This window comes from Pseudomonas sp. TH07 (assembly GCF_016651285.1).
GTDB lineage: Bacteria > Pseudomonadota > Gammaproteobacteria > Pseudomonadales > Pseudomonadaceae > Aquipseudomonas.
In genome coordinates this window covers 3,476,174-3,498,194 of sequence record NZ_JAEKED010000001.1, presented here as the reverse complement: position 1 = coordinate 3,498,194, position 22,021 = coordinate 3,476,174, and the positions used below count along the sequence as shown (strand labels likewise).

At 61.6% G+C, this 22,021-nt stretch carries 23 protein-coding genes; all 23 read right to left on the bottom strand.

The window, feature by feature from the left end:
* Positions 1-11: 11 nt before the first annotated feature.
* The 23 genes from JFU57_RS16270 to fliF all read right to left on the bottom strand — a co-directional run bounded on the left by JFU57_RS16270 (position 12) and on the right by fliF (position 22,008).
* On the bottom strand, positions 12-800 hold the full coding sequence (locus JFU57_RS16270) for a protein phosphatase CheZ (RefSeq protein WP_020299273.1): 789 nt from the start codon (positions 798-800) through the stop codon (positions 12-14).
* Positions 801-830: 30 nt separating this feature from the next.
* Positions 831-1,202 carry a chemotaxis response regulator CheY gene (locus JFU57_RS16265; protein ID WP_003183998.1) on the bottom strand — a complete coding sequence of 124 codons (372 nt, stop codon included), beginning with the start codon at positions 1,200-1,202 and terminating at the stop codon, positions 831-833.
* Between the two features lie 166 nt (positions 1,203-1,368).
* On the bottom strand, positions 1,369-2,109 hold the full coding sequence (gene fliA / locus JFU57_RS16260) for an RNA polymerase sigma factor FliA (protein WP_020299274.1): 741 nt from the start codon (positions 2,107-2,109) through the stop codon (positions 1,369-1,371).
* Complete coding sequence (gene fleN / locus JFU57_RS16255; RefSeq protein WP_020299275.1) at positions 2,106-2,936, bottom strand: flagellar synthesis regulator FleN; 831 nt, start codon at positions 2,934-2,936, stop codon at positions 2,106-2,108. The genes fliA and fleN overlap by 4 nt, the downstream gene beginning before the upstream one ends.
* A 119-nt stretch (positions 2,937-3,055) precedes the next feature.
* Positions 3,056-4,375 carry a flagellar biosynthesis protein FlhF gene (gene flhF, locus JFU57_RS16250; protein ID WP_078470993.1) on the bottom strand — a complete coding sequence of 440 codons (1,320 nt, stop codon included), beginning with the start codon at positions 4,373-4,375 and terminating at the stop codon, positions 3,056-3,058.
* 11 nt (positions 4,376-4,386) lie between these two features.
* Positions 4,387-6,516: a flagellar biosynthesis protein FlhA gene (gene flhA / locus JFU57_RS16245; protein WP_020299277.1), complete on the bottom strand. Its 2,130-nt coding sequence runs from the start codon at positions 6,514-6,516 to the stop codon at positions 4,387-4,389.
* A 206-nt stretch (positions 6,517-6,722) separates the two neighbouring features.
* Positions 6,723-7,859 carry a flagellar biosynthesis protein FlhB gene (gene flhB, locus JFU57_RS16240; RefSeq protein ID WP_078470992.1) on the bottom strand — a complete coding sequence of 379 codons (1,137 nt, stop codon included), beginning with the start codon at positions 7,857-7,859 and terminating at the stop codon, positions 6,723-6,725.
* Between the two features lie 2 nt (positions 7,860-7,861).
* Positions 7,862-8,644, bottom strand: coding sequence for a flagellar biosynthetic protein FliR (gene fliR / locus JFU57_RS16235; protein ID WP_078470991.1), 783 nt, complete (start codon positions 8,642-8,644; stop codon positions 7,862-7,864).
* A 3-nt stretch (positions 8,645-8,647) separates the two neighbouring features.
* Positions 8,648-8,917 (bottom strand): flagellar biosynthesis protein FliQ, encoded by a 270-nt coding sequence (fliQ, locus tag JFU57_RS16230; RefSeq protein ID WP_078470990.1) that lies wholly within the window; start codon positions 8,915-8,917, stop codon positions 8,648-8,650.
* Between the two features lie 23 nt (positions 8,918-8,940).
* A complete protein-coding gene (fliP, locus tag JFU57_RS16225; RefSeq protein WP_078470989.1) occupies positions 8,941-9,657 on the bottom strand; it encodes a flagellar type III secretion system pore protein FliP in 717 nt (238 codons plus the stop codon).
* 197 nt (positions 9,658-9,854) lie between these two features.
* Positions 9,855-10,250, bottom strand: coding sequence for a flagellar biosynthetic protein FliO (fliO, locus tag JFU57_RS16220; RefSeq protein ID WP_207202405.1), 396 nt, complete (start codon positions 10,248-10,250; stop codon positions 9,855-9,857).
* Positions 10,251-10,295: 45 nt separating this feature from the next.
* Entirely contained in the window at positions 10,296-10,757 is a 462-nt protein-coding gene (gene fliN, locus JFU57_RS16215; RefSeq protein WP_043230301.1) for a flagellar motor switch protein FliN, read from the bottom strand.
* Positions 10,758-10,825: 68 nt separating this feature from the next.
* Positions 10,826-11,794: a flagellar motor switch protein FliM gene (gene fliM / locus JFU57_RS16210; protein ID WP_020299284.1), complete on the bottom strand. Its 969-nt coding sequence runs from the start codon at positions 11,792-11,794 to the stop codon at positions 10,826-10,828.
* 9 nt (positions 11,795-11,803) lie between these two features.
* The gene (fliL, locus tag JFU57_RS16205; RefSeq protein WP_078470987.1) at positions 11,804-12,304 is read right to left on the bottom strand and encodes a flagellar basal body-associated protein FliL; all 501 of its coding nucleotides are present in this window, start codon (positions 12,302-12,304) and stop codon (positions 11,804-11,806) included.
* Positions 12,305-12,592: 288 nt separating this feature from the next.
* Positions 12,593-13,951 carry a flagellar hook-length control protein FliK gene (locus tag JFU57_RS16200; RefSeq protein WP_201130040.1) on the bottom strand — a complete coding sequence of 453 codons (1,359 nt, stop codon included), beginning with the start codon at positions 13,949-13,951 and terminating at the stop codon, positions 12,593-12,595.
* Positions 13,952-14,058: 107 nt separating this feature from the next.
* On the bottom strand, positions 14,059-14,403 hold the full coding sequence (locus JFU57_RS16195; protein ID WP_078470985.1) for an Hpt domain-containing protein: 345 nt from the start codon (positions 14,401-14,403) through the stop codon (positions 14,059-14,061).
* A gap of 30 nt (positions 14,404-14,433) precedes the next feature.
* Positions 14,434-16,140, bottom strand: coding sequence for a fused response regulator/phosphatase (locus JFU57_RS16190; RefSeq protein WP_201132131.1), 1,707 nt, complete (start codon positions 16,138-16,140; stop codon positions 14,434-14,436).
* A gap of 5 nt (positions 16,141-16,145) precedes the next feature.
* Positions 16,146-16,451 (bottom strand): STAS domain-containing protein, encoded by a 306-nt coding sequence (locus JFU57_RS16185; protein WP_020299289.1) that lies wholly within the window; start codon positions 16,449-16,451, stop codon positions 16,146-16,148.
* An 86-nt stretch (positions 16,452-16,537) separates the two neighbouring features.
* Positions 16,538-16,987 (bottom strand): flagellar export protein FliJ, encoded by a 450-nt coding sequence (gene fliJ, locus JFU57_RS16180; protein WP_078470984.1) that lies wholly within the window; start codon positions 16,985-16,987, stop codon positions 16,538-16,540.
* A 6-nt stretch (positions 16,988-16,993) separates the two neighbouring features.
* Positions 16,994-18,352 (bottom strand): flagellar protein export ATPase FliI, encoded by a 1,359-nt coding sequence (gene fliI, locus JFU57_RS16175; protein WP_201130039.1) that lies wholly within the window; start codon positions 18,350-18,352, stop codon positions 16,994-16,996.
* Positions 18,342-19,199: a flagellar assembly protein FliH gene (gene fliH, locus JFU57_RS16170; protein WP_201130036.1), complete on the bottom strand. Its 858-nt coding sequence runs from the start codon at positions 19,197-19,199 to the stop codon at positions 18,342-18,344. Before fliH ends, fliI begins: the two co-directional genes overlap by 11 nt.
* A 9-nt stretch (positions 19,200-19,208) precedes the next feature.
* A complete protein-coding gene (fliG, locus tag JFU57_RS16165) occupies positions 19,209-20,228 on the bottom strand; it encodes a flagellar motor switch protein FliG (protein ID WP_020299293.1) in 1,020 nt (339 codons plus the stop codon).
* Positions 20,221-22,008, bottom strand: a complete 1,788-nt coding sequence (gene fliF / locus JFU57_RS16160; RefSeq protein ID WP_020299294.1) for a flagellar basal-body MS-ring/collar protein FliF — start codon at positions 22,006-22,008, stop codon at positions 20,221-20,223. Before fliF ends, fliG begins: the two co-directional genes overlap by 8 nt.
* Positions 22,009-22,021: the final 13 nt, after the last annotated feature.

Below are 22,021 nucleotides of genomic sequence, written 5' to 3'. Positions count from 1 at the left end.
AATGGGTGCTCCTAGAATCCAAGGCTGGAAAGCAAATCGTCTACATCGTCCTGACCGGACACAACGTCTTCACGTTTATCGGCATGAATCTGCGGACCTTCACCCTTGGCGAGATGTTTTTGCGGATCTTTTTCAGCCAGGATCGATTCGCGGTCATGTTCGATGCCCGCAAAACGGTCGACCTGGCTGGCCATCAAGACGAGTTTGAGCAGATTGCTTTCGACTTCCGTGACCAACTGGGTCACGCGCTTGATCACCTGGCCCGTGAGGTCCTGGTAATCCTGCGCCAACAGAATGTCGTTGAGATGGCCGGAAACGGTCCGGGTCTCCTGTTCGCTACGCGTCAGGAAACTGTCGACGCGCCGTGCCAACTCGCGAAACTCTTCAGCCCCGACTTCGCGACGCATGAAGCGCCCCCAGTCAGCGCTCAAGGCCTGGGCATCGTTGCTCAGGCCGTTGACCAGCGGGGTGCTGCTTTCCACCAAATCCATGGTGCGATTGGCCGCAGCCTCGGTCAGCCTGACCACATAGGACAGGCGCTCGGTGGCATCCGTGATCTGTGAAACTTCCTCGGCTTGCGGCATATGCGGGTCAATCTGAAAATTGACGATCGCGCTATGCAGCTCGCGGGTGAGCTTGCCGACTTCCTGATACAGGCCGCGGTCACGGGTCTGATTGAGCTCATGGATCAGTTGCACAGCCTCGCCAAACTTGCCTTTTTCAAGGCTCTCGACCAGTTCGTGGGCATGTTTTTTCAGGGTCGATTCAAAATCGCCCAATGAAGATTCGTTATGCTCCATAGCTCCCCCGTGGCGCAATGTCTTCGCGCATCAACCGATGCGTTCGAAGATTTTTTCGATCTTCTCTTTCAACGCCTGAGCCGTGAATGGTTTCACTACGTAGCCATTGACGCCGGCCTGAGCCGCTTCAATGATCTGTTCACGCTTGGCCTCGGCAGTCACCATCAGCACCGGCAGGTGCTTGAGCTTCTCGTCGGCGCGCACGTGGCGCAGCAAATCGATACCGGTCATGCCAGGCATGTTCCAGTCCGTTACCAGAAAGTCGATGCTCCCGCTGTTGAGGACCGGAATGGCGGTAGTACCGTCATCGGCCTCGACCGTGTTGGTGAAACCCAGGTCACGCAACAGGTTTTTTATGATCCGCCGCATCGTTGAGAAGTCATCAACGATGAGGATTTTCATGTTCTTGTCCAATTCGACCTCCAAGCAGTCTTAAACGCGCCCAGCACCTGAACGCGCCATTCAATCAATACGACGTAACACTCAACGACTGCATGGAATACACACTGCAAGACCGGTGCGGCATCACGCCTTACCGGTCCCGTTCGCAGTGTCCCCACACTGCCTGTCAGCGCGCTCGCCACTCCCCCAAACGCCCCCGCAAGCGGGCCGCGCACTGGCTGTGTAACTGGCTGACCCGCGATTCGCTGACCCCCAGGACCTCACCGATTTCCTTGAGGTTCAGCTCTTCGTCGTAGTACAGCGCCAAGACCAGTCGCTCACGCTCCGGCAAATTGGCAATCGCGTCCGCCAGCGCCGCCTGGAAGCGTTCATCTTCCAGATCGCGTGACGGCTCGAGATGAGCACTCGCGCCATCCTCATGCAGCCCTTCATGCTCGCCGTCCTGCAAAAGGTCGTCGAAGCTGAACAGGCGGCTGCCCAAGGTGTCGTTCAAAATCCCGTAATAATCGTCGAGGCTCAATTCAAGTTCGGCCGCAACTTCGTGATCTTTAGCGTCACGACCGGTTTTAGCTTCAATTGAGCGAATGGCATCACTCACCATCCGTGTATTGCGGTGTACTGAACGTGGCGCCCAATCGCCCTTGCGCACTTCGTCGAGCATCGCCCCACGAATACGAATCCCGGCATAAGTCTCGAAACTTGCGCCCTTGCTCGCATCGTACTTGGTCGACACTTCGAGCAAACCGATCATCCCGGCCTGGATCAGGTCTTCGACCTGAACACTGGCCGGCAGCCGTGCCAGCAGGTGGTAGGCGATACGCTTGACCAGAGGCGCATAGCGCTCGATCAATTCATATTGGCTGTCACGCGCCGACTTCTTGTACAGGTTGTAGCCGCTGGCTGTCATAGCACCGGTCCTGCTGTTTGCTGCACTAGCCGCTCGACAAAAAACTCCAGATGCCCACGTGGGTTGGCAGGCAACGGCCAGGTATCGACTTTTTGCGCAATGGCCTTGAACGCCAGCGAGCACTTCGAACGAGGAAAGGCTTCATAGACCGCACGCTGCTTTTGCACGGCCTTGCGTACGCATTCGTCGTAAGGAACTGCACCGACGTATTGTAAGGCCACGTCCAGGAAGCGATCCGTGACCTTGGTCAACTTAGCGAACAGATTGCGACCCTCCTGCGGGCTTTGCGCCATGTTGGCCAGGACCCGGAAACGGTTCATGCCGTAGTCGCGATTGAGCAGTTTGATCAGCGCGTAGGCGTCAGTGATCGAGGTCGGTTCGTCGCAGACCACCAGCAGCACTTCCTGGGCCGCGCGGACAAAACTGACTACCGAGTCACCAATACCCGCAGCGGTGTCGATGACCAGCACATCGAGGTTGTCGCCGATATCACTGAAAGCCTGGATCAGGCCGGCATGCTGGGCCGGGCTCAGGTGCACCATGCTCTGGGTGCCGGAGGCGGCAGGCACGATACGGATCCCGCCCGGGCCCTGGAGCAGCACGTCGCGCAGCTCGCAGCGGCCCTCGATGACGTCAGCCAGGGTACGTTTGGGGGTCAGGCCCAGCAGGACGTCGACATTGGCCAGGCCCAGGTCGGCGTCCAGCAGCATGACGCGCCGGCCGAGCTCAGCCAGGGCCAGTGACAAGTTCACTGACACGTTAGTCTTGCCGACGCCACCCTTGCCGCCGGTCACCGCAATCACCTGTACGGGATGCATGCTGCCCATGTTCTTTCTTTACCTTGTCTTACTTAGACGGGGCCACATAACTGGCTGCGCGTTCACCGTTGGAACAATGCATGGCAGACCATCGATGTAGATACGGTGCAATCTCTTCATGACCACCCTCATCCAACCCGTTTTGCGGGGTTGTGATAGAGGTCCGCGAACATATCGGCCATGGCTTCTTCGCTGGGTTCTTCCTGCATCTGCACGCTCACTGCGCGGCTGACCAACTGGTGCCGACGCGGCAGGTGCAGATCGTCAGGAATCCGTGGCCCATCGGTCAGATAGGCAACGGGCAACTCATGACTGATCGCCAGGCTCAACACTTCACCGAGGCTGGCCGTTTCATCCAGTTTAGTCAGGATGCAACCGGCCAACCCGCAGCGCTTGTAGCTGTGATAGGCGGCGGTGAGCACCTGTTTCTGGCTGGTGGTGGCCAGGACCAGATAATTCTTCGATTTGATCCCGCGACCGGCCAGGCTTTCGAGCTGCATGCGCAGGGCCGGGTCGCTGGCTTGCAGGCCGGCGGTATCGATCAGCACCACGCGCTTGCGCAACAGTGGGTCGAGCGCCTGCGCCAGGGACTGGCCCGGGTCGACATGGGTCACCGACACATTGAGAATCCGCCCCAGGGTCTTGAGCTGTTCCTGGGCACCGATACGGAAGCTGTCCATGCTCACCAGCGCGATGTTGTGCGCGCCGTACTTGAGCACATAACGCGCCGCCAGCTTGGCCAGGGTGGTGGTCTTGCCCATGCCGGCAGGGCCGACCATGGCGATCACACCGCCCTCTTCCAAAGGCTCGACCTCAGGGGTCACGATCATCCGCGCCAGGTGCGCCAACAGCATGCGCCAGGCCTGCCGGGGTTCGTCGATTTCAGTCACCAGCGCCAGCAGGTCACGGGCCAGGGGGCCGGACAAGCCAATGCGCTGCAGGCGACGCCAGAGGTTGGCCTGCTCCGGACGACTGCCTTGCAGCTGACTCCAGGCCAGGGAACCGAGCTGGACTTCCAGCAGTTCGCGCAGGCCATTGAGTTCGAACCGCATCGAATCGAACGCCCGCTGGTCAATGCCGTCTGCCGCGACAGGGGCCGGCGCCGGACGGTGCGGCTCGGAAAAAGTCGGCTCGATCAGCGGCTCGGCTGCCGTCAGTGGCAGGCCGGCGAACAGCTGACGATTGGTCATGGCATCGCTGTCGCCACGCAGGCTCAATTCCGCCTGGGCGGTCACGATCCGCGACTGGGTCTTGCGCAGCTCATCCTCGAGCTCCATGTTCGGCACGCGCGGCGCCAGCGCCGACAGCTTGTAGTCGAGGGCAGCCGTCAGCTCGACACCGCCAGCAATACGGCGGTTGCCGATAATGGCGGCCTCTGCGCCCAGCTCATCACGAACCAGTTTCATGGCCTGACGCATATCGGCGGCGAAAAAACGCTTAACTTGCATAACCCGTTACCTCAGCCGTTGGGCCCTACTGTCGCAACGATGGTCACTTGTTTGTTGTCAGGGATTTCCTGGTACGCCAACACATGCAAACCGGGGACTGCCAAACGTCCAAACCGTGAAAGCATTGCGCGTACCGGACCTGCCACCAACAGAATCACCGGTTGACCTTGCATCTCTTGACGCTGCGCCGCATCGATCAGCGAACGTTGCAGCTTTTCAGCCATGCTTGGCTCCAGCAGAACGCCTTCTTCCTGGCCTTGTCCTGCCTTCTGCAGACTATTGAGCAATATTTGTTCCAACCTTGGTTCCAAGGTGATCACAGGCAGCTCGGACTCAGTGCCTACAATGCTTTGGACGATGGCACGCGACAATCCGACGCGGACTGCGGCCACCAGAGCGGCAGTATCTTGACTCTTGGCGGCATTGTTCGCGATGGCCTCGGCAATGCTGCGAATGTCCCGTACCGGCACCTGTTCGGCGAGCAACGCCTGCAGCACCTTGAGCAACTGCGACAGCGACAGCACGCCCGGCACCAGCTCCTCGGCGAGTTTCGGCGAGCTCTTGGCCAGCAATTGCATCAACTGCTGGACTTCCTCGTGGCCGATCAGCTCGCTGGAGTGCTTGTACAGAATCTGGTTGAGGTGAGTGGCGACCACGGTACTGGCGTCGACCACGGTGTAACCGAGGGACTGCGCCTGGGCCCGTTGGCTGATCTCGATCCACACCGCCTCCAGGCCAAAAGCCGGATCCCTGGCGGTGATGCCATTGAGCGAGCCATAGACCTGCCCCGGGTTGATCGCCAGCTCGCGATCAGGGTAGATCTCGGCCTCGGCCAGGATCACCCCCATCAGCGTCAAACGGTAAGCGCTAGGCGCCAGGTCAAGGTTGTCGCGGATGTGCACGGTCGGCATAAGGAAGCCCAGGTCCTGGGACAGCTTCTTGCGCACGCCCTTGATCCGCGCCAGCAACTGTCCACCCTGATTGCGATCCACCAGGGGGATCAGGCGGTAACCGACTTCCAGGCCAATCATGTCAATCGGCGTCACGTCATCCCAGCCAAGCTCCTTGGTTTCCATGGCCCGAGCCGGCGACGGCAGCAGTTCCTGCTGGCGCTTGACCTCTTGCAAAGCCTGGACCTTGACCACGTTGTGCTTGCGCCACAGCAGGTAAGCGGCGCCACCAGCCACCGCCGCCATGGTCAGGAATGAAAAGTGCGGCATGCCGGGCACCAGGCCCATCACCGCCATCAGGCCGGCAGCGACTGCCAGGGCCTTGGGCGAGGTGAACATCTGGCGGGTGATCTGCTTGCCCATGTCTTCGGAGCCCGAAGCACGGGTCACCATGATCGCCGCCGCAGTCGACAGCAGCAGTGATGGCAATTGCGCCACCAAACCGTCACCAATGGTCAGCAAGGCGTAGACCCGACCGGCGTCACCGAAGCTCATGCCGTGCTGGAAGATACCGACCGCCATGCCGCCGATCAGGTTGATAAACAGAATCAGCAGGCCGGCAATGGCGTCGCCGCGCACGAATTTGCTGGCACCGTCCATCGAACCGTAGAACTCGGCCTCTTGCGCCACTTCCTGGCGGCGCAGCTTGGCCTGGGGCTGGTCGATCAGGCCGGCGTTGAGGTCGGCGTCGATCGCCATCTGCTTGCCGGGCATCGCATCGAGGGTGAAGCGTGCGCTCACCTCGGAAATCCGCCCGGCACCCTTGGTCACCACGACGAAGTTGATGATCATCAGGATCGCGAACACCACGATACCGACCACGTAGTTACCGCCGATCACCACCTCACCGAAGGCCTGGATCACCTTGCCGGCCGCGGCATGGCCGTCCTGGCCGTGGAGCATCACCACCCGGGTCGACGCCACGTTGAGCGCCAGGCGCAGCAGCGTGGCCACCAGCAGGATGGTCGGGAACACGGCGAAGTCCAGCGGACGCAGGGCGTACACGCAGACCAGCAGGACCACAATCGACAGCGCGATGTTGAAGGTGAAGAACACGTCCAGCAGAAACGGCGGGACGGGCAACATCATCATCGCCAGCATGACCAACAGCAACACCGGCACACCCAGATTGCCCCGTCCGAGGTCAGTCAGGTTGCTGCGAGCGCTGTTGAATAACTGAGTACGATCCACCGGTTTTCCCCGTTCCTTAAGCAAACTTTTGACGCCTGAAAGCGCCGCAGGACGGGTATTGCAAGAAGCCTTCCAACTTTTGCCCATGCGACAAAAGGCCCGCTAAGTCGCGGGCCGAAGAGCTAATGAAGGGCGCCGGGAACGGCGAAGGGGCAGATACAGGCCATATGCCATTTGGCGGGCCGTGCCGCCAATCACCTCTGACGTCAGGAGTCGCGCCGCAAATCCGGCGGAATCGGCAGATCCTTGAGCGGATCCGGGCGCTTGCCCTTGCCCGCGCGGTGCTGGCGGATCTGGTAGACGTACGCCAGTACCTGAGCCACCGCCAGGTACAGGCCGGCCGGGATCTCTTCCTCAAGCTCGGTGGAATAGAAGATCGAACGCGCAAGAGCCGGCGACTCCAACAGCAGCACCTCGTTGGCCACCGCAATCTCGCGGATCTTCAGCGCCAGGAAATCGCTGCCCTTGGCCAGCAGCACCGGCGCCCCGCCCTTCTCGGCGTCGTACTTGAGCGCCACGGCGTAGTGAGTCGGGTTGGTAATGACCACGTCGGCGTCGGGAATCGCCGCCATCATCCGCCGCTGAGACATCTCGCGCTGCAACTGGCGAATGCGCTGCTTGACCTCCGGCCGCCCCTCGTTGTCCTTGTGTTCGTCGCGCACTTCCTGCTTGGTCATCAGCAGTTTCTTGTGGCTCTGGTAGAGCTGCACCGGCACATCGACCGCGGCAATCAGGATCAGCCCGCAGGCCATCCACAACGCGCTCCAGCCCACCAGTTGCAGGCTGTGGACCAACGCCCGCTCCAAAGGCTCGTGAGCAATTTGCAGCAGGTCGTCGATGTCCGACGAGAGCACTGACAACGCCACAAACAGCACCAGCAGAAATTTGGCCAAGGCCTTGAGCAACTCGATCAGCGCCGTCGAGGAGAACATCCGCTTCAGGCCACTGGCAGGATTCATGCGACTGAACTTCGGTGCCAGGCTCTTGCCGGCAAACAACCAGCCGCCGAGGGAAATCGGACCGATCACCGCCGCCAGAACCAAGGTCAGCAGCACCGGCTGCACCGCCAGAATCGCGATCTTGCCCGAATGCAGCAGGTAGCGAGCCATGGCTCCGGTGTCGAGTACCACTTCGCGCGGCAGGGAAAAATTCAGGCGCATGATTTCTTGCAGATCCAACGCCAGGCCGCCGCCGTAGACCAGCAGCGCACCAGTTCCCGCGAGCATGATCGCGAGGGTGTTGAGCTCCTTGGAACGGGCAATCTCCCCCTTCTCACGGGAGTCCTTCTTGCGCTTATCCGTGGGGTCTTCTGTCTTGTCCTGACCGCTCTCGCTTTCCGCCATGGCTAACGCGCCTGAGCCAGACTGCGTAACAGCTGCAAGGCTTCAACGGCCAGCGGCTGGTACTGATTGAGGATATCGCCAAGGGTGACCCAGAAAATCACCAACCCCAGCACCAGGGTCAAGGGAAAGCCGATAGAGAAGATGTTCAGTTGCGGCGCGGCGCGGGTCATGATGCCAAAGGCGATGTTTACCACCAGTAGTGCGGTGATCGCCGGTAATACCAGCAACATCGCCGCTCCCAGCACCCAGCCGAGCTTGCCTGCCAGCTCCCAGAAATGATTGACCAGCATGCCGCTGCCCACCGGCAAGGTGGTGAAGCTTTCGGTCAACACCTCGAACACCACCAGATGGCCGTTCATGCCCAGGAACAGCAAGGTCACGAGCATGGTCAGGAACTGTCCGATCACCGCCGCCGAGACGCCGTTGGTAGGGTCGACCATCGAGGCGAAACCCATACCCATCTGAATCGAAATGATCTGCCCGGCCACCACAAAGGCCTGGAAGAACAGCTGCAGGGAAAAACCCAGCAGCGCGCCGATAATCACCTGTTCGCCGATCAACAACAGCGCGCTCAAGTCCAGCGCGCGGACCTCGGGCATCGGCGGCAAGCCAGGCACCAACACCACAGTGATTGCCACCGCGAAATACAGGCGCACCCGCCGCGGCACCAGAGTCGTACCGAAGATCGGCATGGTCATCAGCACCGCCGTGATGCGAAACAGCGGCAGCATGAAGGTCGCGACCCAGGTACTGATCTGGGTGTCGGTCAACGCCAGCAAGGACATGGGTCAGCCGATCAACTGCGGAATACTGCCGTACAGCTGCAGGATGTATTCCATGAAAGTCTGCACCAGCCAGGGGCCGGCGACGATCAGCGTGATCAGCATCACGATCAGGCGCGGCAGAAAGCTCAAGGTCTGCTCGTTGATCTGGGTCGCAGCCTGGAACATCGCCACCACCAGCCCCACCAGCAGACTGGGGATCACCAGCACCGCAACCATCATGGTGGTCAGCCACAGCGCTTCGCGAAACAGGTCTACCGCAACTTCAGGAGTCATTGTGCATTACCCGAAAACAAGGTTTAGACACCACCGAAACTGCCCGCCAAGGTGCCGATGATCAGGGCCCAGCCATCCACCAGGACGAACAGCATGATCTTGAACGGCAGGGAAATGATCAGCGGCGACAGCATCATCATGCCCATGGCCATCAGCACACTGGCCACCACCAGGTCGATGATCAGGAACGGGATGAAAATCATGAAACCGATCTGGAACGCGGTCTTCAGCTCCGAGGTGACAAAGGCCGGCACCAGGATGGTCAGCGGCGCCTGATCGGGGGATGCAATGTCCGTGCGCTTGGACAGGCGCATGAACAGCTCCAGGTCGCTGCTACGGGTCTGCGCCAGCATGAAGTCCTTGATCGGCACCTGGGCCTTGGCCACCGCATCCTGAGCCGAGAGCTTTTCCGCGAGGTAAGGCTGCAGCGCATCCTGGTTCACCCGGTCAAATACCGGGGCCATGATGAACATGGTCAAGAACAGCGCCATGCCGGTGAGAATCTGGTTCGACGGCGTCTGCTGCAAGCCCAGGGCCTGACGCAGAATCGAGAAGACGATGATGATCCGGGTGAAACTGGTCATCAGCATGACGAACGCCGGGATAAAACTCAGCGCGGTCATGATCAGCAGGATCTGCAGGCTGACCGAGTACTCCTGCTGGCCGTTGGCCCCGGTACCCAGGGTAATGGCCGGAATCGACAGCGGGTCGGCCGCAAACACCAACGGCGCGGCCAGCATCAGCGCCAGGGTCAAGAGGATGCGCGGCAGGCCGCGTGAGAACGTAGCGAGCGAAGGAAAGACAAGGCAAAAACAGGCGAGCACGCGGAGTTTACAGGCGGTAAATGAGCAGTCCGAGCCTGTTTTTAACGCAGAATTTCGCACGTGCGACGAAGGAGCGCAGCCTGGAGTAGTTATCACGGGGCCTGACAATGCCATTACTTCCTATCCTTCTGATCCTTGCCCAACAGCTCCATCAGGCGCTGGGCAAACTCGGGTGTCGCCTGCTCGGTACTGGGCACCTGCACCGGCTCTTTCATCACGTGCAAGGCGGTGATGCTGCCCGGCGTCAGGCCAAGCAGGATCTGCTCGTTGCCGATCTGCACCAGCAGCAGCCGATCACGTGGCCCCAGGGCTCGGGAGCCGATCAGGTCGATCACCTGGCCCTTGCCCGCAGGCCCAGCCCGTTGCACACGGCGCAGCAACCAGGCCAGGAAGAAAATCAGCCCCAGCACCAGCAATAGACCCAGCACCAGCTGACTCAATTGCCCGGCCACGCTGCCACTGCCGACAGGCAAAGGCGCCGCGGTCGACGCTACGGGCTCAGCCGCCATGACCATGGCCGGCAGGGCCAGCAACACACCGAGAAACCTTTTCACTTAGCGCAGCTTCTTGATGCGTTCGCTGGGGCTGATCACGTCGGTCAGGCGGATGCCGAACTTCTCGTTGACCACGACCACTTCGCCATGGGCGATCAGGGTGCCATTGACCAGCACATCCAGCGGCTCGCCGGCCAGACGATCGAGCTCGATCACCGACCCCTGGTTGAGCTGCAACAGGTTGCGAATATTGATATCGGTGCTGCCCACTTCCATGGAGATCGACACTGGAATATCCAGGATCACGTCCAGGTTCGGGCCTTCCAGGGTCACGGGCTCGTGGTTCTTCGGCACGCTGCCGAACTCTTCCATTGGCAGGCGACCGGGGGCCGACGCGTTGCCGGCATCGGCGGCCAGCAAGGCATCGATATCGTCCTGGCCAGCGTCACCGGTTTCTTCCAGGGCCGCAGCCCACTCATCGGCCAGGGCCTGGTCGTCTTGGGAATTCATATCGTTAGCCATCATTTGTCCTCGGCGGGCAACTCTTCAATCAGAAGCAGTCGTTTAAAAGCAAAAGAGTGAGGCGCCGATTAACGGCGCCCGATCGGCTCGACCACTTGCAAGGCCAGATTGCCCTTGTGGGAGCCCAGCTTGACCTTGAAGGCCGGCACGCCATTGGCGCGCATGATCATTTCGTCCGGCAATTCAACCGGGATCACATCACCCGGCTGCATGTGCAGAATGTCCCGCAGGCGCAATTGGCGGCGGGCCACGGTAGCGCTCAGCGGCACATCGACATCCAGCACGTCTTCACGCAGCGCCTTGCTCCAGCGCTCGTCCTGGTCATCGAGGTCGGACTGGAAGCCGGCGTCGAGCATCTCGCGCACCGGCTCGATCATCGAGTACGGCATGGTCACGTGCAGGTCGCCGCCACCGCCGTCGAGTTCGATATGGAAGGTCGAAACCACAATGGCTTCACTCGGGCCGACGATGTTGGCCATGGCCGGGTTCACTTCCGAGTTGATGTACTCGAAATTGACTTCCATGATCGCCTGCCAGGCCTCCTTCAAGTCGATGAAGGCCTGCTCCAGCACCATCCGCACCACACGCAACTCGGTCGGGGTGAACTCGCGACCTTCGATCTTGGCGTGACGGCCGTCACCGCCGAAGAAGTTGTCCACCAGCTTGAACACCAGCTTGGCGTCAAGGATGAACAAGGCGGTGCCGCGCAAGGGCTTGATCTTCACCAGGTTGAGGCTGGTAGGCACGTACAGCGAATGCACGTACTCGCCGAACTTCATCACCTGCACACCGCCTACCGCCACATCCGCCGAACGGCGCAGCATGTTGAACATGCTGATACGGGTGTAACGGGCAAAACGCTCGTTGATCATTTCCAGGGTCGGCATGCGTCCACGGACGATGCGATCCTGGCTGGTCAGGTCGTAGCTTTTGATGCTGCCGGGCTCGGCAGCACTATCGGTCTGTACCAGACCATCATCGACACCATGCAACAGCGCATCGATCTCATCCTGGGACAGCAGGTCCTGCACGGCCATGTCGAGTTCCTACTGCAGTACGAAGTTAGTGAAGAGCAACTGTTCGACCACCACTTTGCCGACCTCTTTCTGCGCCACTTCCTGCACGCTGGCGGTGGCCTTCTGGCGCAGCATTTCCTGGCCGACCGGGGTCGCAAGGGTGTCAAAGCTCTGCCCAGAGAACAGCATCACTAAATTATTGCGGATCACCGGCATGTGGACTTTGAGCGCATCCAGATCGGCCTGGTTACGCGCCAGCAGGGTAATGCTCACCTGCATGTAACGCTGCCGACCGTTCTGGTTGTAGTTGGCCACAAAGGCTGGCGCCATGGGCTCGTAGATCGCCGCCGGCTTGACGTTGCTGGCCGCTTCCGGGGTCGGTGCAGGCTTGCTCTGGGCACTGTGCATGAAGTACCAGGTTGCCCCGACGGACAAGCCGATCGCCAACAACAAAGCGACAACAATCAAGAGGATAAGCTTGAGTTTGCTTTTCCCTGCGGGGGGTTTCTCTGCTGCTTCGCTCTTCGCCATGCCAATAATCCGTCACTATTCGGGTTTTCACAGTTGCACGCCTAGGCAAGAGCAAGTGTTATGCCAGATTTGTCTGAACGGTCATTGCCCCGCTACACGCCAGGCCGTCGCGGCCGCCAGTAGCTGGCGATAGCCGTGATGAAAGACGGTGTGCCCCGGGGGGAGATGGCGCCTTGGGCGGACAGCGCAGCCTTCGGCAGCGGCTACAACGGTCGTGATATTCGGGAGGCAACGCCGCTCGCGCGGGTCAGGGCGACCCGCACGGCGAACAAGGTGGCGCGCTGGGCGTCAGGCGTAATAGTCCACGGCACTGGAGCCAACCACCGACGTGGTGCTGGCGGCGATTTCCGCGATGCCCTGGGGCGTTTCATCATCCATGGCGTCCAGGCGCCCACCATTGGCACTGCTGCCACTGCTGCGGTTCTGGCCTTGCTGGGCCTGCTGCTCCTGACCCTGCCAGCCACGGGACTGATCAGACACGTTGACGTCAACCTGCCCCATGCCCTGCTGGCTGAACATATCCCGCAGGCGGTGCATCTGCCCTTCCAGAGCCTCACGCACACCGGCATGGGCACTCATGAAGCTGACCTGAGTCTGCTGGTCCGGAATCATGTTGACCCGGATGTCCAGGCGCCCCAACTCAGCCGGTTGCAACTGAATCTCCGCCGACTTGAGGTTGGTGGCGGAGAGGTACATGACCCGGTTCACCACTTCTTCGGTCCAGCCGCTCTGGTGCATGGCCAATGGTTGATTCACCGGGATGGCATTGGCAGTCTTGGGCGTGGCCGCCTGAGTCAGTGCCGCCAGGCGGTTGGCGAAATCGTCGACCCGGGTGTCGCTGGAGGCGCTTTTCAGGTCTTTCAGGCCATCGTCGATCAGGCCGCTGAAGGCCTTGTCGCCGCCTTGCTCGGTACTGTCCTTGGCCGACTGCAGGTCAAGCATGCCCGCCATGCCATTGGCGAAGTTCTGTGCCGAAGTCGGCTCGGCATCGGTAGGCGTCGCCGGTGCGTTTTTAGGTTGCGCCTGGCTGCTCGCCGACACATGCCCACCCTGCTCCATGGCCAGGCGCACGGCCGGCAAGGCATCGAGCGGATCGGCTTCGGGATCGAACGCAGGCTCGGCCGCCACCGCGGGCGCGGCATTGTTCACCGTCGCCGCCACCAGAGGCGTCACTTCAACCTCTGGCGGTGTGGCCACCGGAGCCGGCGCCGCTTCAGCCACCACTACCGGAGGCACGGCTTGCGCGGCTTGCAGCAGGGCCGGGTCGAGGGTCGGATCCACGGGCAGCGCATCGGCCACCGGCGTATCGCTGGCGCTCGAATCGTCGCTGGCGGTTTTGTCGTCACTGCTGGCAGCCTTGTCGGCAGGCAAGGATTTGCCGCTATCGGCAACCGCAGGCTCGGGGGCGGCAGCCTTGTCGCTGGCGACATCCTTCTTGGCGCTGGTGTCCGCGCCCTTGTCGCGCGCCGACTTGAGCGGGCCATCACTGGCGCTCTGGGCCTTGCTTGGGGACTGGTTGGCGTACACCTGGGCGAAGCTTGAGGCCTTATCCCCGGGCTCAGGAGCATTCGCCACAGTATTGGCGGACGCGGCTTGAGTCTTGGCCTGCGTAGCGGCCTGAAGAAGCAGATTGGGGGCAAGTGGCATAACACGGTCTCCGCTGCACTGGGATCGTAGGTACAGGTAGAAGACAAGACTGCAAAGGTCGAGCCAGCTTTTGCCTTACCCCGATAAATTCCCCAGCCACGAAGCCTTCAGCAGTGAAAGCGCTGCCGCTCCTGCTCGCACAGGCTGCGGACAATGGCGAACTCACCGTCGATTTCGCCGACCAGTTTTTCGATCCCGGAAAGCGACGGCTGTTTGGCGCGCTGCTCCAGCTCATGGCACAACCGCGCCAGGCGAATCGCGCCCATATTGCTGCTGCTGCCCTTGAAGCTGTGGGCGGTGGCGACCAGTTCGCCGGCATCGTCGGCGTGGCGCAGCACGCGCAGGCGCTCCTCGGAATCACACAGGAAGGTCTCCAGCAGCACCGGATACTCCTCCTCCATGACCTCCTGCAAGGCGCTCAATACGTTGTGGTCCAGATGAATCTCAGCCACTTGTTCACTCCTTGATCAAGAATCGACGAATTATGCCTGAGCCTCCCAGGAAAACTCCACGCAGGCACTGCGACCATCGTCTGACCAACTGGCCCGGCGGCTCAGTTGCCGGACCAGGCTCACCCCACGCCCGGAAAGCCGGTCGGTGTCGTGAGGCCTGGCCATGACCCGTTCGATATCAAACCCCTTGCCACTGTCCTCGACCCGGATGGTCAGGCAACCGCCGGTCGCTTGTGGAACCACTTGCAGATGCACCCGGACAAAGCCTTCCTGCAACTCGGCCAGACGCGCGCCACGCTCACGGTAGTAATGGGCAAACCCCTGGGCGTCTCGCTTGAGGCTCGAGTCCAGGCCCAGTACCCCGTGCTCCAGGGCATTGGAATACAACTCGGCCAGCACACTGTAGAGCGCCCCGCTCTGGGCCCGCAGCCCATGCACCTCCAACAGCAATTGCAACAGGTACGGCAACGGGTTGTAGCGCTTGAGAGTGGCCGCGCGAAATTCGAAACTCAGCGACCAGTCCAGGGGACACGACTGGCCGCTGTCGGAATACACCAGGCTCGGCGGCCGCAGTTGCGTCGACTCCAGCAGGCCGACTTCGACCATGCTCACATCATCACGCACCTGGCCGCCAAAATCGGCCAGGGCCTGCTGGATTTCCTCGAACAGGCTGTCGACGTGCCGGTTGGCGGCAAACACCTGCTGCAAGCGCTCGGCGCCAAATAATTGATCGTCGGCATCGCCGGTATCGATGACCCCGTCGGACAACAGGAACACCCGATCCCCCCGAGCCATGGGCCAGACCTCGGTGCGATCGTCAAAGGCTTCCGCCCCGAGTACGCCCAGGGGTAGATGCCGGGACACCAGCGGCGTGCGCACCCCGCTTTCCAGGCAGTGCAGGTAGCCATCGGGCATGCCGCCGTTCCAGACCTCCACTGCGCGCCGCTGAAAACTCAGGCTGAGCAGGGTCGCGCAACAGAACATGTCCACCGGCAGGATGCGCTTGAGCTTGGCATTCATCTCGCGCAGGGTTTCCGCCAGGCCATAGCCCTTGGCCGTCATGCCATAGAACACTTCGGCCAGGGGCATGGCGCCAACCGCCGCGGGCAAGCCGTGCCCGGTGAAATCCCCGAGCAGGATATGCATGTCGCCGGCCGGGGTGAACGCCGCCAGCAGCAGGTCGCCATTGAATAGCGCGTAGGGCGATTGCAGATAGCGGATATTCGGCGCGTCGAGGCAGCCGGAGTGCGCCACCTTGTCGAACACTGCCTTGGCCACCCGCTGCTCGTTGAGCAGGTAGTCGTGGTGACGGATGATCTGGTCGCGCTGCTGCAGCACCGTGTCCTGCAAACGGCGCAGGCGATCCATGGCCTTGATCTTGGCCGCCAGGATTACCGGGTTGTAGGGCTTTGCCAGAAAGTCGTCGCCGCCCGCCTCCAGGCAGCGGGCCAGGCCTTCACTCTCGGTCATCGAGGTCAGGAAAATAATCGGCACCAGCGCTTCGCCTGCCAACTGCTTGATCTGCCGGGCCGCTTCGAAACCGTCCATCACCGGCATGATCGCGTCCATCAGCACCAACTGCGGCCGCTCGCGCTCGAACAGCGCCACCGCTTCGGCGCCATTGGCGGCGGTCAGCACTTCATGCCCCTGGCGGCGGACGATGCTCGATAGCAACAGGCGATCGGCAGCGCCGTCCTCGGCAATCAAGACACACAACGGCCGCGCCATCGAACGCATATCGATCAACTGATATCGAAGAGTTTGTCGAAGTTGGAAATTGCCAGGATCTTGCGTACATCCGAATTGCTGTTGATCACCCGTACATCGGAATCGTCGCCCCCGGCGTGATCGCGCAGCAGCAACAACATGCCCAGGGCCGAGCTGTCGAGGTAGGTGGCGTCCTTGAGGTCGACCACGATGGAGTCGGGCTTCTGATTCAGGCGTTCGTAGGACTCGCGAAACTCTTGATGCCGACCGAAATCGAACCGGCCCTTGATCGAGATCGTAAGCGTTTGCCCATCCGGGGACACTTCAGTAACGACTGACATAAGACTGCTTCCTTGTCATTGGCAACGTGCAGAAGGTTTAGCACCCCCACGGCACATGGACAACCCGCAGTAGCAAAATGCGCGGATCAGTACTGATCTTGACGGGGCAGGCGCTGGGAAAGTTCATCGAGCAGCTTCTGCTCACGCTTGTCTTCCAACTGCCTGGCCTCATCGACATAGCGCTGCACCAGCTTGCGCAGCCCTTCGACCCGGGCATAGGCCTGCTGCCAGGTCTCCCGCGCACGATTGAGGTTGGTCTGGTGCCAGACCAGGCTCTGGCGCTGCTGGGCCACGGCTGTTTCCAGCTGGTTGAGGAAGTGCTGGTAGTTCATCAGCCACTGCCCGGACACACCGTGGCTGCCACGGTCAATCCATTGCTGCTGATATTCGCCACGGAAGCGCTCAAGGTCGCCGAGCTTGCTTTCCGCCAGGCGCACCTGGCCCTGGAAGTGCCCCAGGCGCTGGGCGGCGGTGCGTTCGGCGCTTTGCGCCATGTCGACCACCGGCGCCAGGCGCGCGGCGCGACTGTTAGCCATGGCCTATCAACCCCCGGGCGCGGGAGCGAAGACCATCTCCAGATGGGCCTCGCTTTCGCCCAGGCTGATGCTGTCGTTCAGGCCCTGGCGCAGGTACACCACCATCGACGGCTGCAAGGCGATCGCGGTATCGGTTTCCCGATCGCCGCCCGGCACATAGGCGCCGACGCTGATCAGGTCGCGCGCCTGCTGGTAGCGCGACCACAACTGCTTGAAGTACTGGGCCCGATTCATGTGCTCGGGGGTCACCACCGCTGGCATGACCCGGCTGATAGAGGCCTCGATATCGATTGCCGGGTAATGACCTTCTTCGGCCAGGCGCCGCGACAGCACGATATGGCCGTCGAGCACGCCCCGCGCCGCGTCGGCGATCGGGTCCTGCTGGTCATCGCCTTCGGACAGCACGGTATAGAACGCGGTGATCGAACCGCCTCCGGCCTCGGCATTACCGGCGCGTTCCACCAACTTCGGCAGCTTGGCGAACACCGAAGGCGGATAACCCTTGGTCGCCGGCGGCTCGCCGATGGCCAGGGCGATTTCCCGCTGGGCCTGGGCGAAACGGGTCAGGGAGTCCATCAGCAACAGGACATTCTTGCCCTTGTCGCGAAAATATTCGGCGATCCGCGTGCAGTACATGGCGGCACGCAGGCGCATCAGCGGCGCATCGTCGGCGGGCGAAGCCACTACCACCGAACGCTTGAGCCCTTCTTCACCGAGGATGTGCTCGATGAACTCCTTGACCTCACGACCCCGCTCGCCGATCAAACCGACCACGATAATGTCGGCCTCGGTGAAGCGGGTCATCATGCCCAGCAGCACACTCTTGCCCACGCCGGTACCGGCGAACAGACCCAGGCGCTGGCCGCGGCCGACCGTCAATAAACCGTTGATCGAACGAATGCCAACGTCAAGGGGCTGGCTGATGGGGTCGCGCTTGAGTGGGTTGATGGTCGGGCCATCCATGGGCACCCAGTCTTCGGCCTTCATCCCGCCCTTGCCATCCAGGGCGCGACCGGCACCGTCAAGCACCCGCCCGAGCATGCTCATGCCCATCGGCAGGCGCCCGGTATCCGCCAGGGGCACCACGCGGGCTCCCGGGGCGATGCCAGCGACGCTGCCCACCGGCATCAGGAACACCTTCGCGCCGGAGAAGCCCATGACCTCGGCCTCGACCTGCACCGGGTGGTAGCTGTCGTCGTTGATCACCAGGCAGCGGGTGCCCATGGCGGCGCGCAGGCCCTCGGCTTCGAGGGTCAGGCCCACCATGCGCAACAGGCGCCCTTCGAGAATGGGTTGGCCAGGCAATTCGCTGGCCTCGGCATAACTGCCGAGGCGCTTGCCGAAGCTGGTGCGCTCAAGGCGCATTGGCAGGCTCCGAATCCGGCTCCGAGCCTGGCTCCGACGGCGCCTCTGGCGCGCCCTCGGTGGCCGGCTCGGCCTCAGGGACCCGCGTTGCGGCCGCCCCCAGCTCAAGGCTCAGGTCGGCCGGCGCCGGATGCAGGACCTGCTCGTGCAACTGGTCATCGAGCTGGTCCATGATTTTGGAAATACGCGTCTCAATGGTCGCATCGATCCGGCTGTGCTCGGTCTCGACCCGGCACCCGCCCGGCAACATCGCTTCGTCCTCGACGATGCGCCAGGTTTCCTCATGGCGCTCGCGCAGGCTTTTGACCTGCTCGAAATCCTGCGGGTTGATATACAGGCGCACATTGCCCACACCCAGGGGCAGCAGCTTGAGGGCTTCGCGCATGACGTGTTCGATCTGCGTCGAGTCCATCGCCAGCTCACGCTGGATCACTTGCCGGGCGACATGCTTGACCAGGCCCACCAGGGACTTCTCGATCTGCGCGTCCTGCTCGGCGATAGGCTCGAACAGGTTGCTCATCAGCAGCTCAAGGCTTTGCAGCTTGGCGCCCAGAGCCGTGTCGGCTTCCTGGCGGACTTTCAGCGTGGTGCTGTGAAAGCCCTCTTTTTCGCCGGTGGCAAAACCTTCGTTGTAGGCTTCCTGACGAATGCTTTCGAGCTCTTCCAGGGTCAGTGGCTGGACTTCATCCAGCGGCACTTCTTCCATCTGCGCCGGCAGTTCTTCCTCCGGCTCAGGCTCGGGCTCAGGTTGATGCGGGTCGAAGCTGGGCAGCGACCAGACGTCGAAACCTCCGACGTCCCGGGCGCGAATCAGGTCGCTGGGGGATTCATCACTGCTGGACGACATAAAGCGACCTTAGATCATTTCTTCGCCGCCCTTCCCGCCGAGAACGATTTCTCCGGCTTCGGCCATACGGCGGGCAATGGTGAGGATTTCCTTCTGCGCGGTTTCCACATCGCTGACGCGCACCGGGCCCTTGGCCTCGAGGTCGTCGCGCAACAGTTCGGCAGCCCGCTTGGACATGTTCTTGAAGATCTTTTCCTTGACGCCTTCGTCCGACCCCTTGAGGGCCAGCACCAACACATCGGAAGAAACTTCGCGCAACAGCGCCTGGATTCCACGGTCGTCGACATCGGACAGGTTGTTGAAGACGAACATGAGGTCTTCGATCTGACCGGACAGGTCTTCGTCGACTTCGCGAATCGAATCCATCAACTGACCTTCGATCGAGCTGTCGAGGAAGTTCATGATGTCGGCCGCGCGCTTGATGCCACCCAGTGTGGTGCGCGAGGCATTGGAGTTGCCGGAGAACTGCTTCTCGAGAATCTGGTTCAGCTCTTTCAGGGCGGCAGGCTGCACGGTATTGAGCGAGGAAACCCGCAAAATGATGTCCAGGCGCGCCTTATGGTCGAAGTTGCCCAGCACTTCACCGGCCTGGTCGGGGTCGAGGTACGCCACGACGATGGCCTGGATCTGCGGGTGCTCGTAACGGATCACGTCCGCCACGGCACGCGGCTCCATCCACTTCAGACTGTCCAGGCCGCTGGTGTTGCCGCCCAGGAGGATGCGGTCGATCAGGCCGTTGGCCTTGTCTTCGCCCAGTGCCTGGGTGAGCATTTTGCGCACGTAGTCATCGGAACCGACGCCGAGGCTGGTCTGATCGCCGACGATGTCGACAAACTCGCTCATCACCTGTTCGACCTGCTCACGGTGCACGTTGCCCATCTGGGCCATGGCCACACCCACCCGCTGGACCTCCTTGGGCCCCATATGGCGCAGCACTTGCGCAGCATCGGTGGACCCCAGGGACAGCAGCAGAATCGCGGCTTTGTCGACCCGGGTCAGTTTGGCGGTAGCGACTCGGTTATCACTCATCTGCGTTAATCCACTCTTTCACGACCTGAGCCACACGACCCGGGTCTTCAGCCACCAGACTCTTGATCGCGTTCAATTGAGCGTCATAGCCTTCGCTCGGGCTAGGCAGCAGGATGCTTTGCGGACCACCGAGGCTGACACGGTCGTTGGCCAACTCGCCATCCAGACCGCCCATGCCACCCAGCTCGACATCGCTGCCCAGGCCTGCCAATTGCTTGCCTTTGCCGCCGCCGGTGATGTTGTTGAGCACCGGACGCAGGACACCGAACACCAACAGCAGGATGAAGAGTACGCCCAACACCTGTTTGACAATGTCCCAGAACCACGGCTGCGAATAGAACGGAATATCGGCAATCACTTCAGCGCGTTCAGCCGAGAACGGCACGTTGATCACGCTGACACTGTCACCACGACTGGCATCGAAGCCCACCGCGTCCTGCACCAGGCGCGTGAAGCGCGCCAATTCATCGGCGCTCCACGGCGCACGGCTGGTTTCGCCGTTGGCAGCGTTGACCTTGACCTGATCGTCGACCACGACGGCGACCGACAGGCGATTGAGGCGACCCTGCTGCTGCTTGGTGTGGCTGATGGAACGGTCGAGCTCGAAATTCTTGGTCGATTGTTGACGCTTGTCGGCCGGGTACGGTGCCAGCATCGGCTGGCCGGTGGCCGGATCCATGATCTGTTGACCGTTGGCGTCGAGCAGTGGCTGGCCTGGCTGCACCATGCCGGCCGAAGCGGTGGCGCCGCCGGTGGTTTGCGGCGCCGAAGCGGGCGCCGGCGGCTGGTTGCTCAAGGCACCCGGCACACCTTGCGGGCCATTGCTGGCGGTACGTTGTTCGTTGACCGACTGCTCGCTGCGCAACGCAGGCTGATCAGGGTTGAACTGCTCGGAAGTCGATTCGACCGCACTGAAGTCCACGTCGGCGGACACTTCAGCCTTGTAGCGATCGTTACCCAGCACCGGTTGCAGGATGTTGTGCACCCGCTGCGTCAGCATGCTTTCCATGCGGCGGCTGTAATCGAATTGCTTGCCGGCCATGGTCAGTTCGGAGTTTTCCGCGAGATCGGAGAGCAGATTGCCCTTCTGGTCGACCACGGTGATCTGCGACTTGCTCAGCTCGGGAACACTGGTGGCCACCAGGTTGATGATCGCCAGCACCTGGCCGGGCTCCAGGGAGCGACCGGAATACAGCTCGACCAATACCGAGGCGCTGGGCTTGCGCTCGTCGCGCACAAACACCGAGCTTTTCGGAATCGCCAGGTGCACGCGGGCGCCCTTGACGTTGTTCAGGCTGGAAATGGTCCGCGCCAGTTCGCCTTCCAGGCCGCGACGATAACGGGTCGCTTCCATGAACTGGCTGGTACCCAGGCCCTGTTCCTTATCGAGGATTTCAAAGCCGATATTGCCGTCACCCGGAGCCACGCCGGCAGCGGCCAGCTTCAGGCGCGCACGGGACAGGTCTTCGGACTTGACCAGCAGAGCCCCGGAGTTGGGCTCGACGGTGTAGGGAATGTCAGCGGAGGCCAGGGTGTCCATCACCTGCTTGGCATCCATGCCGGCAAGGCTGCCGTACAACGGACGGTAATCGGGCTGCTGAGACCACAGCACCACGGCAAAACCAATCGCCACGCTCGCCGCCAGACCGACCAGAAGGCCTACCTGACGCAGCATGGTCATCTCGGAGAGGTTTTCCAGGAAGGACAGCCCGAACAGCGGCGGTTTGCCGTCTATCGGGGTGGCCTTGGCCGGTACGTTATCGGCGACTGCTTCTGCCATGACTCAATCTCGT

What these genes read in the sequence shown, in the direction of transcription:
- JFU57_RS16270 (WP_020299273.1), bottom strand. Translation starts at nt 800, where the DNA reads ATGGAGCATAACGAATCTTCATTGGGCGATTTTGAATCGACCCTGAAA.
- JFU57_RS16265 (WP_003183998.1), bottom strand. Translation starts at nt 1,202, where the DNA reads ATGAAAATCCTCATCGTTGATGACTTCTCAACGATGCGGCGGATCATA.
- fliA (WP_020299274.1), bottom strand. Translation starts at nt 2,109, where the DNA reads ATGACAGCCAGCGGCTACAACCTGTACAAGAAGTCGGCGCGTGACAGC.
- fleN (WP_020299275.1), bottom strand. Translation starts at nt 2,936, where the DNA reads ATGGGCAGCATGCATCCCGTACAGGTGATTGCGGTGACCGGCGGCAAG.
- flhF (WP_078470993.1), bottom strand. Translation starts at nt 4,375, where the DNA reads ATGCAAGTTAAGCGTTTTTTCGCCGCCGATATGCGTCAGGCCATGAAA.
- flhB (WP_078470992.1), bottom strand. Translation starts at nt 7,859, where the DNA reads ATGGCGGAAAGCGAGAGCGGTCAGGACAAGACAGAAGACCCCACGGAT.
- fliR (WP_078470991.1), bottom strand. Translation starts at nt 8,644, where the DNA reads ATGTCCTTGCTGGCGTTGACCGACACCCAGATCAGTACCTGGGTCGCG.
- fliQ (WP_078470990.1), bottom strand. Translation starts at nt 8,917, where the DNA reads ATGACTCCTGAAGTTGCGGTAGACCTGTTTCGCGAAGCGCTGTGGCTG.
- fliP (WP_078470989.1), bottom strand. Translation starts at nt 9,657, where the DNA reads ATGCTGGCCGCGCCGTTGGTGTTTGCGGCCGACCCGCTGTCGATTCCG.
- fliO (WP_207202405.1), bottom strand. Translation starts at nt 10,250, where the DNA reads ATGGCGGCTGAGCCCGTAGCGTCGACCGCGGCGCCTTTGCCTGTCGGC.
- fliN (WP_043230301.1), bottom strand. Translation starts at nt 10,757, where the DNA reads ATGGCTAACGATATGAATTCCCAAGACGACCAGGCCCTGGCCGATGAG.
- fliM (WP_020299284.1), bottom strand. Translation starts at nt 11,794, where the DNA reads ATGGCCGTGCAGGACCTGCTGTCCCAGGATGAGATCGATGCGCTGTTG.
- fliL (WP_078470987.1), bottom strand. Translation starts at nt 12,304, where the DNA reads ATGGCGAAGAGCGAAGCAGCAGAGAAACCCCCCGCAGGGAAAAGCAAA.
- JFU57_RS16200 (WP_201130040.1), bottom strand. Translation starts at nt 13,951, where the DNA reads ATGCCACTTGCCCCCAATCTGCTTCTTCAGGCCGCTACGCAGGCCAAG.
- JFU57_RS16190 (WP_201132131.1), bottom strand. Translation starts at nt 16,140, where the DNA reads ATGCGTTCGATGGCGCGGCCGTTGTGTGTCTTGATTGCCGAGGACGGC.
- JFU57_RS16185 (WP_020299289.1), bottom strand. Translation starts at nt 16,451, where the DNA reads ATGTCAGTCGTTACTGAAGTGTCCCCGGATGGGCAAACGCTTACGATC.
- fliJ (WP_078470984.1), bottom strand. Translation starts at nt 16,987, where the DNA reads ATGGCTAACAGTCGCGCCGCGCGCCTGGCGCCGGTGGTCGACATGGCG.
- fliI (WP_201130039.1), bottom strand. Translation starts at nt 18,352, where the DNA reads ATGCGCCTTGAGCGCACCAGCTTCGGCAAGCGCCTCGGCAGTTATGCC.
- fliH (WP_201130036.1), bottom strand. Translation starts at nt 19,199, where the DNA reads ATGTCGTCCAGCAGTGATGAATCCCCCAGCGACCTGATTCGCGCCCGG.
- fliG (WP_020299293.1), bottom strand. Translation starts at nt 20,228, where the DNA reads ATGAGTGATAACCGAGTCGCTACCGCCAAACTGACCCGGGTCGACAAA.
- fliF (WP_020299294.1), bottom strand. Translation starts at nt 22,008, where the DNA reads ATGGCAGAAGCAGTCGCCGATAACGTACCGGCCAAGGCCACCCCGATA.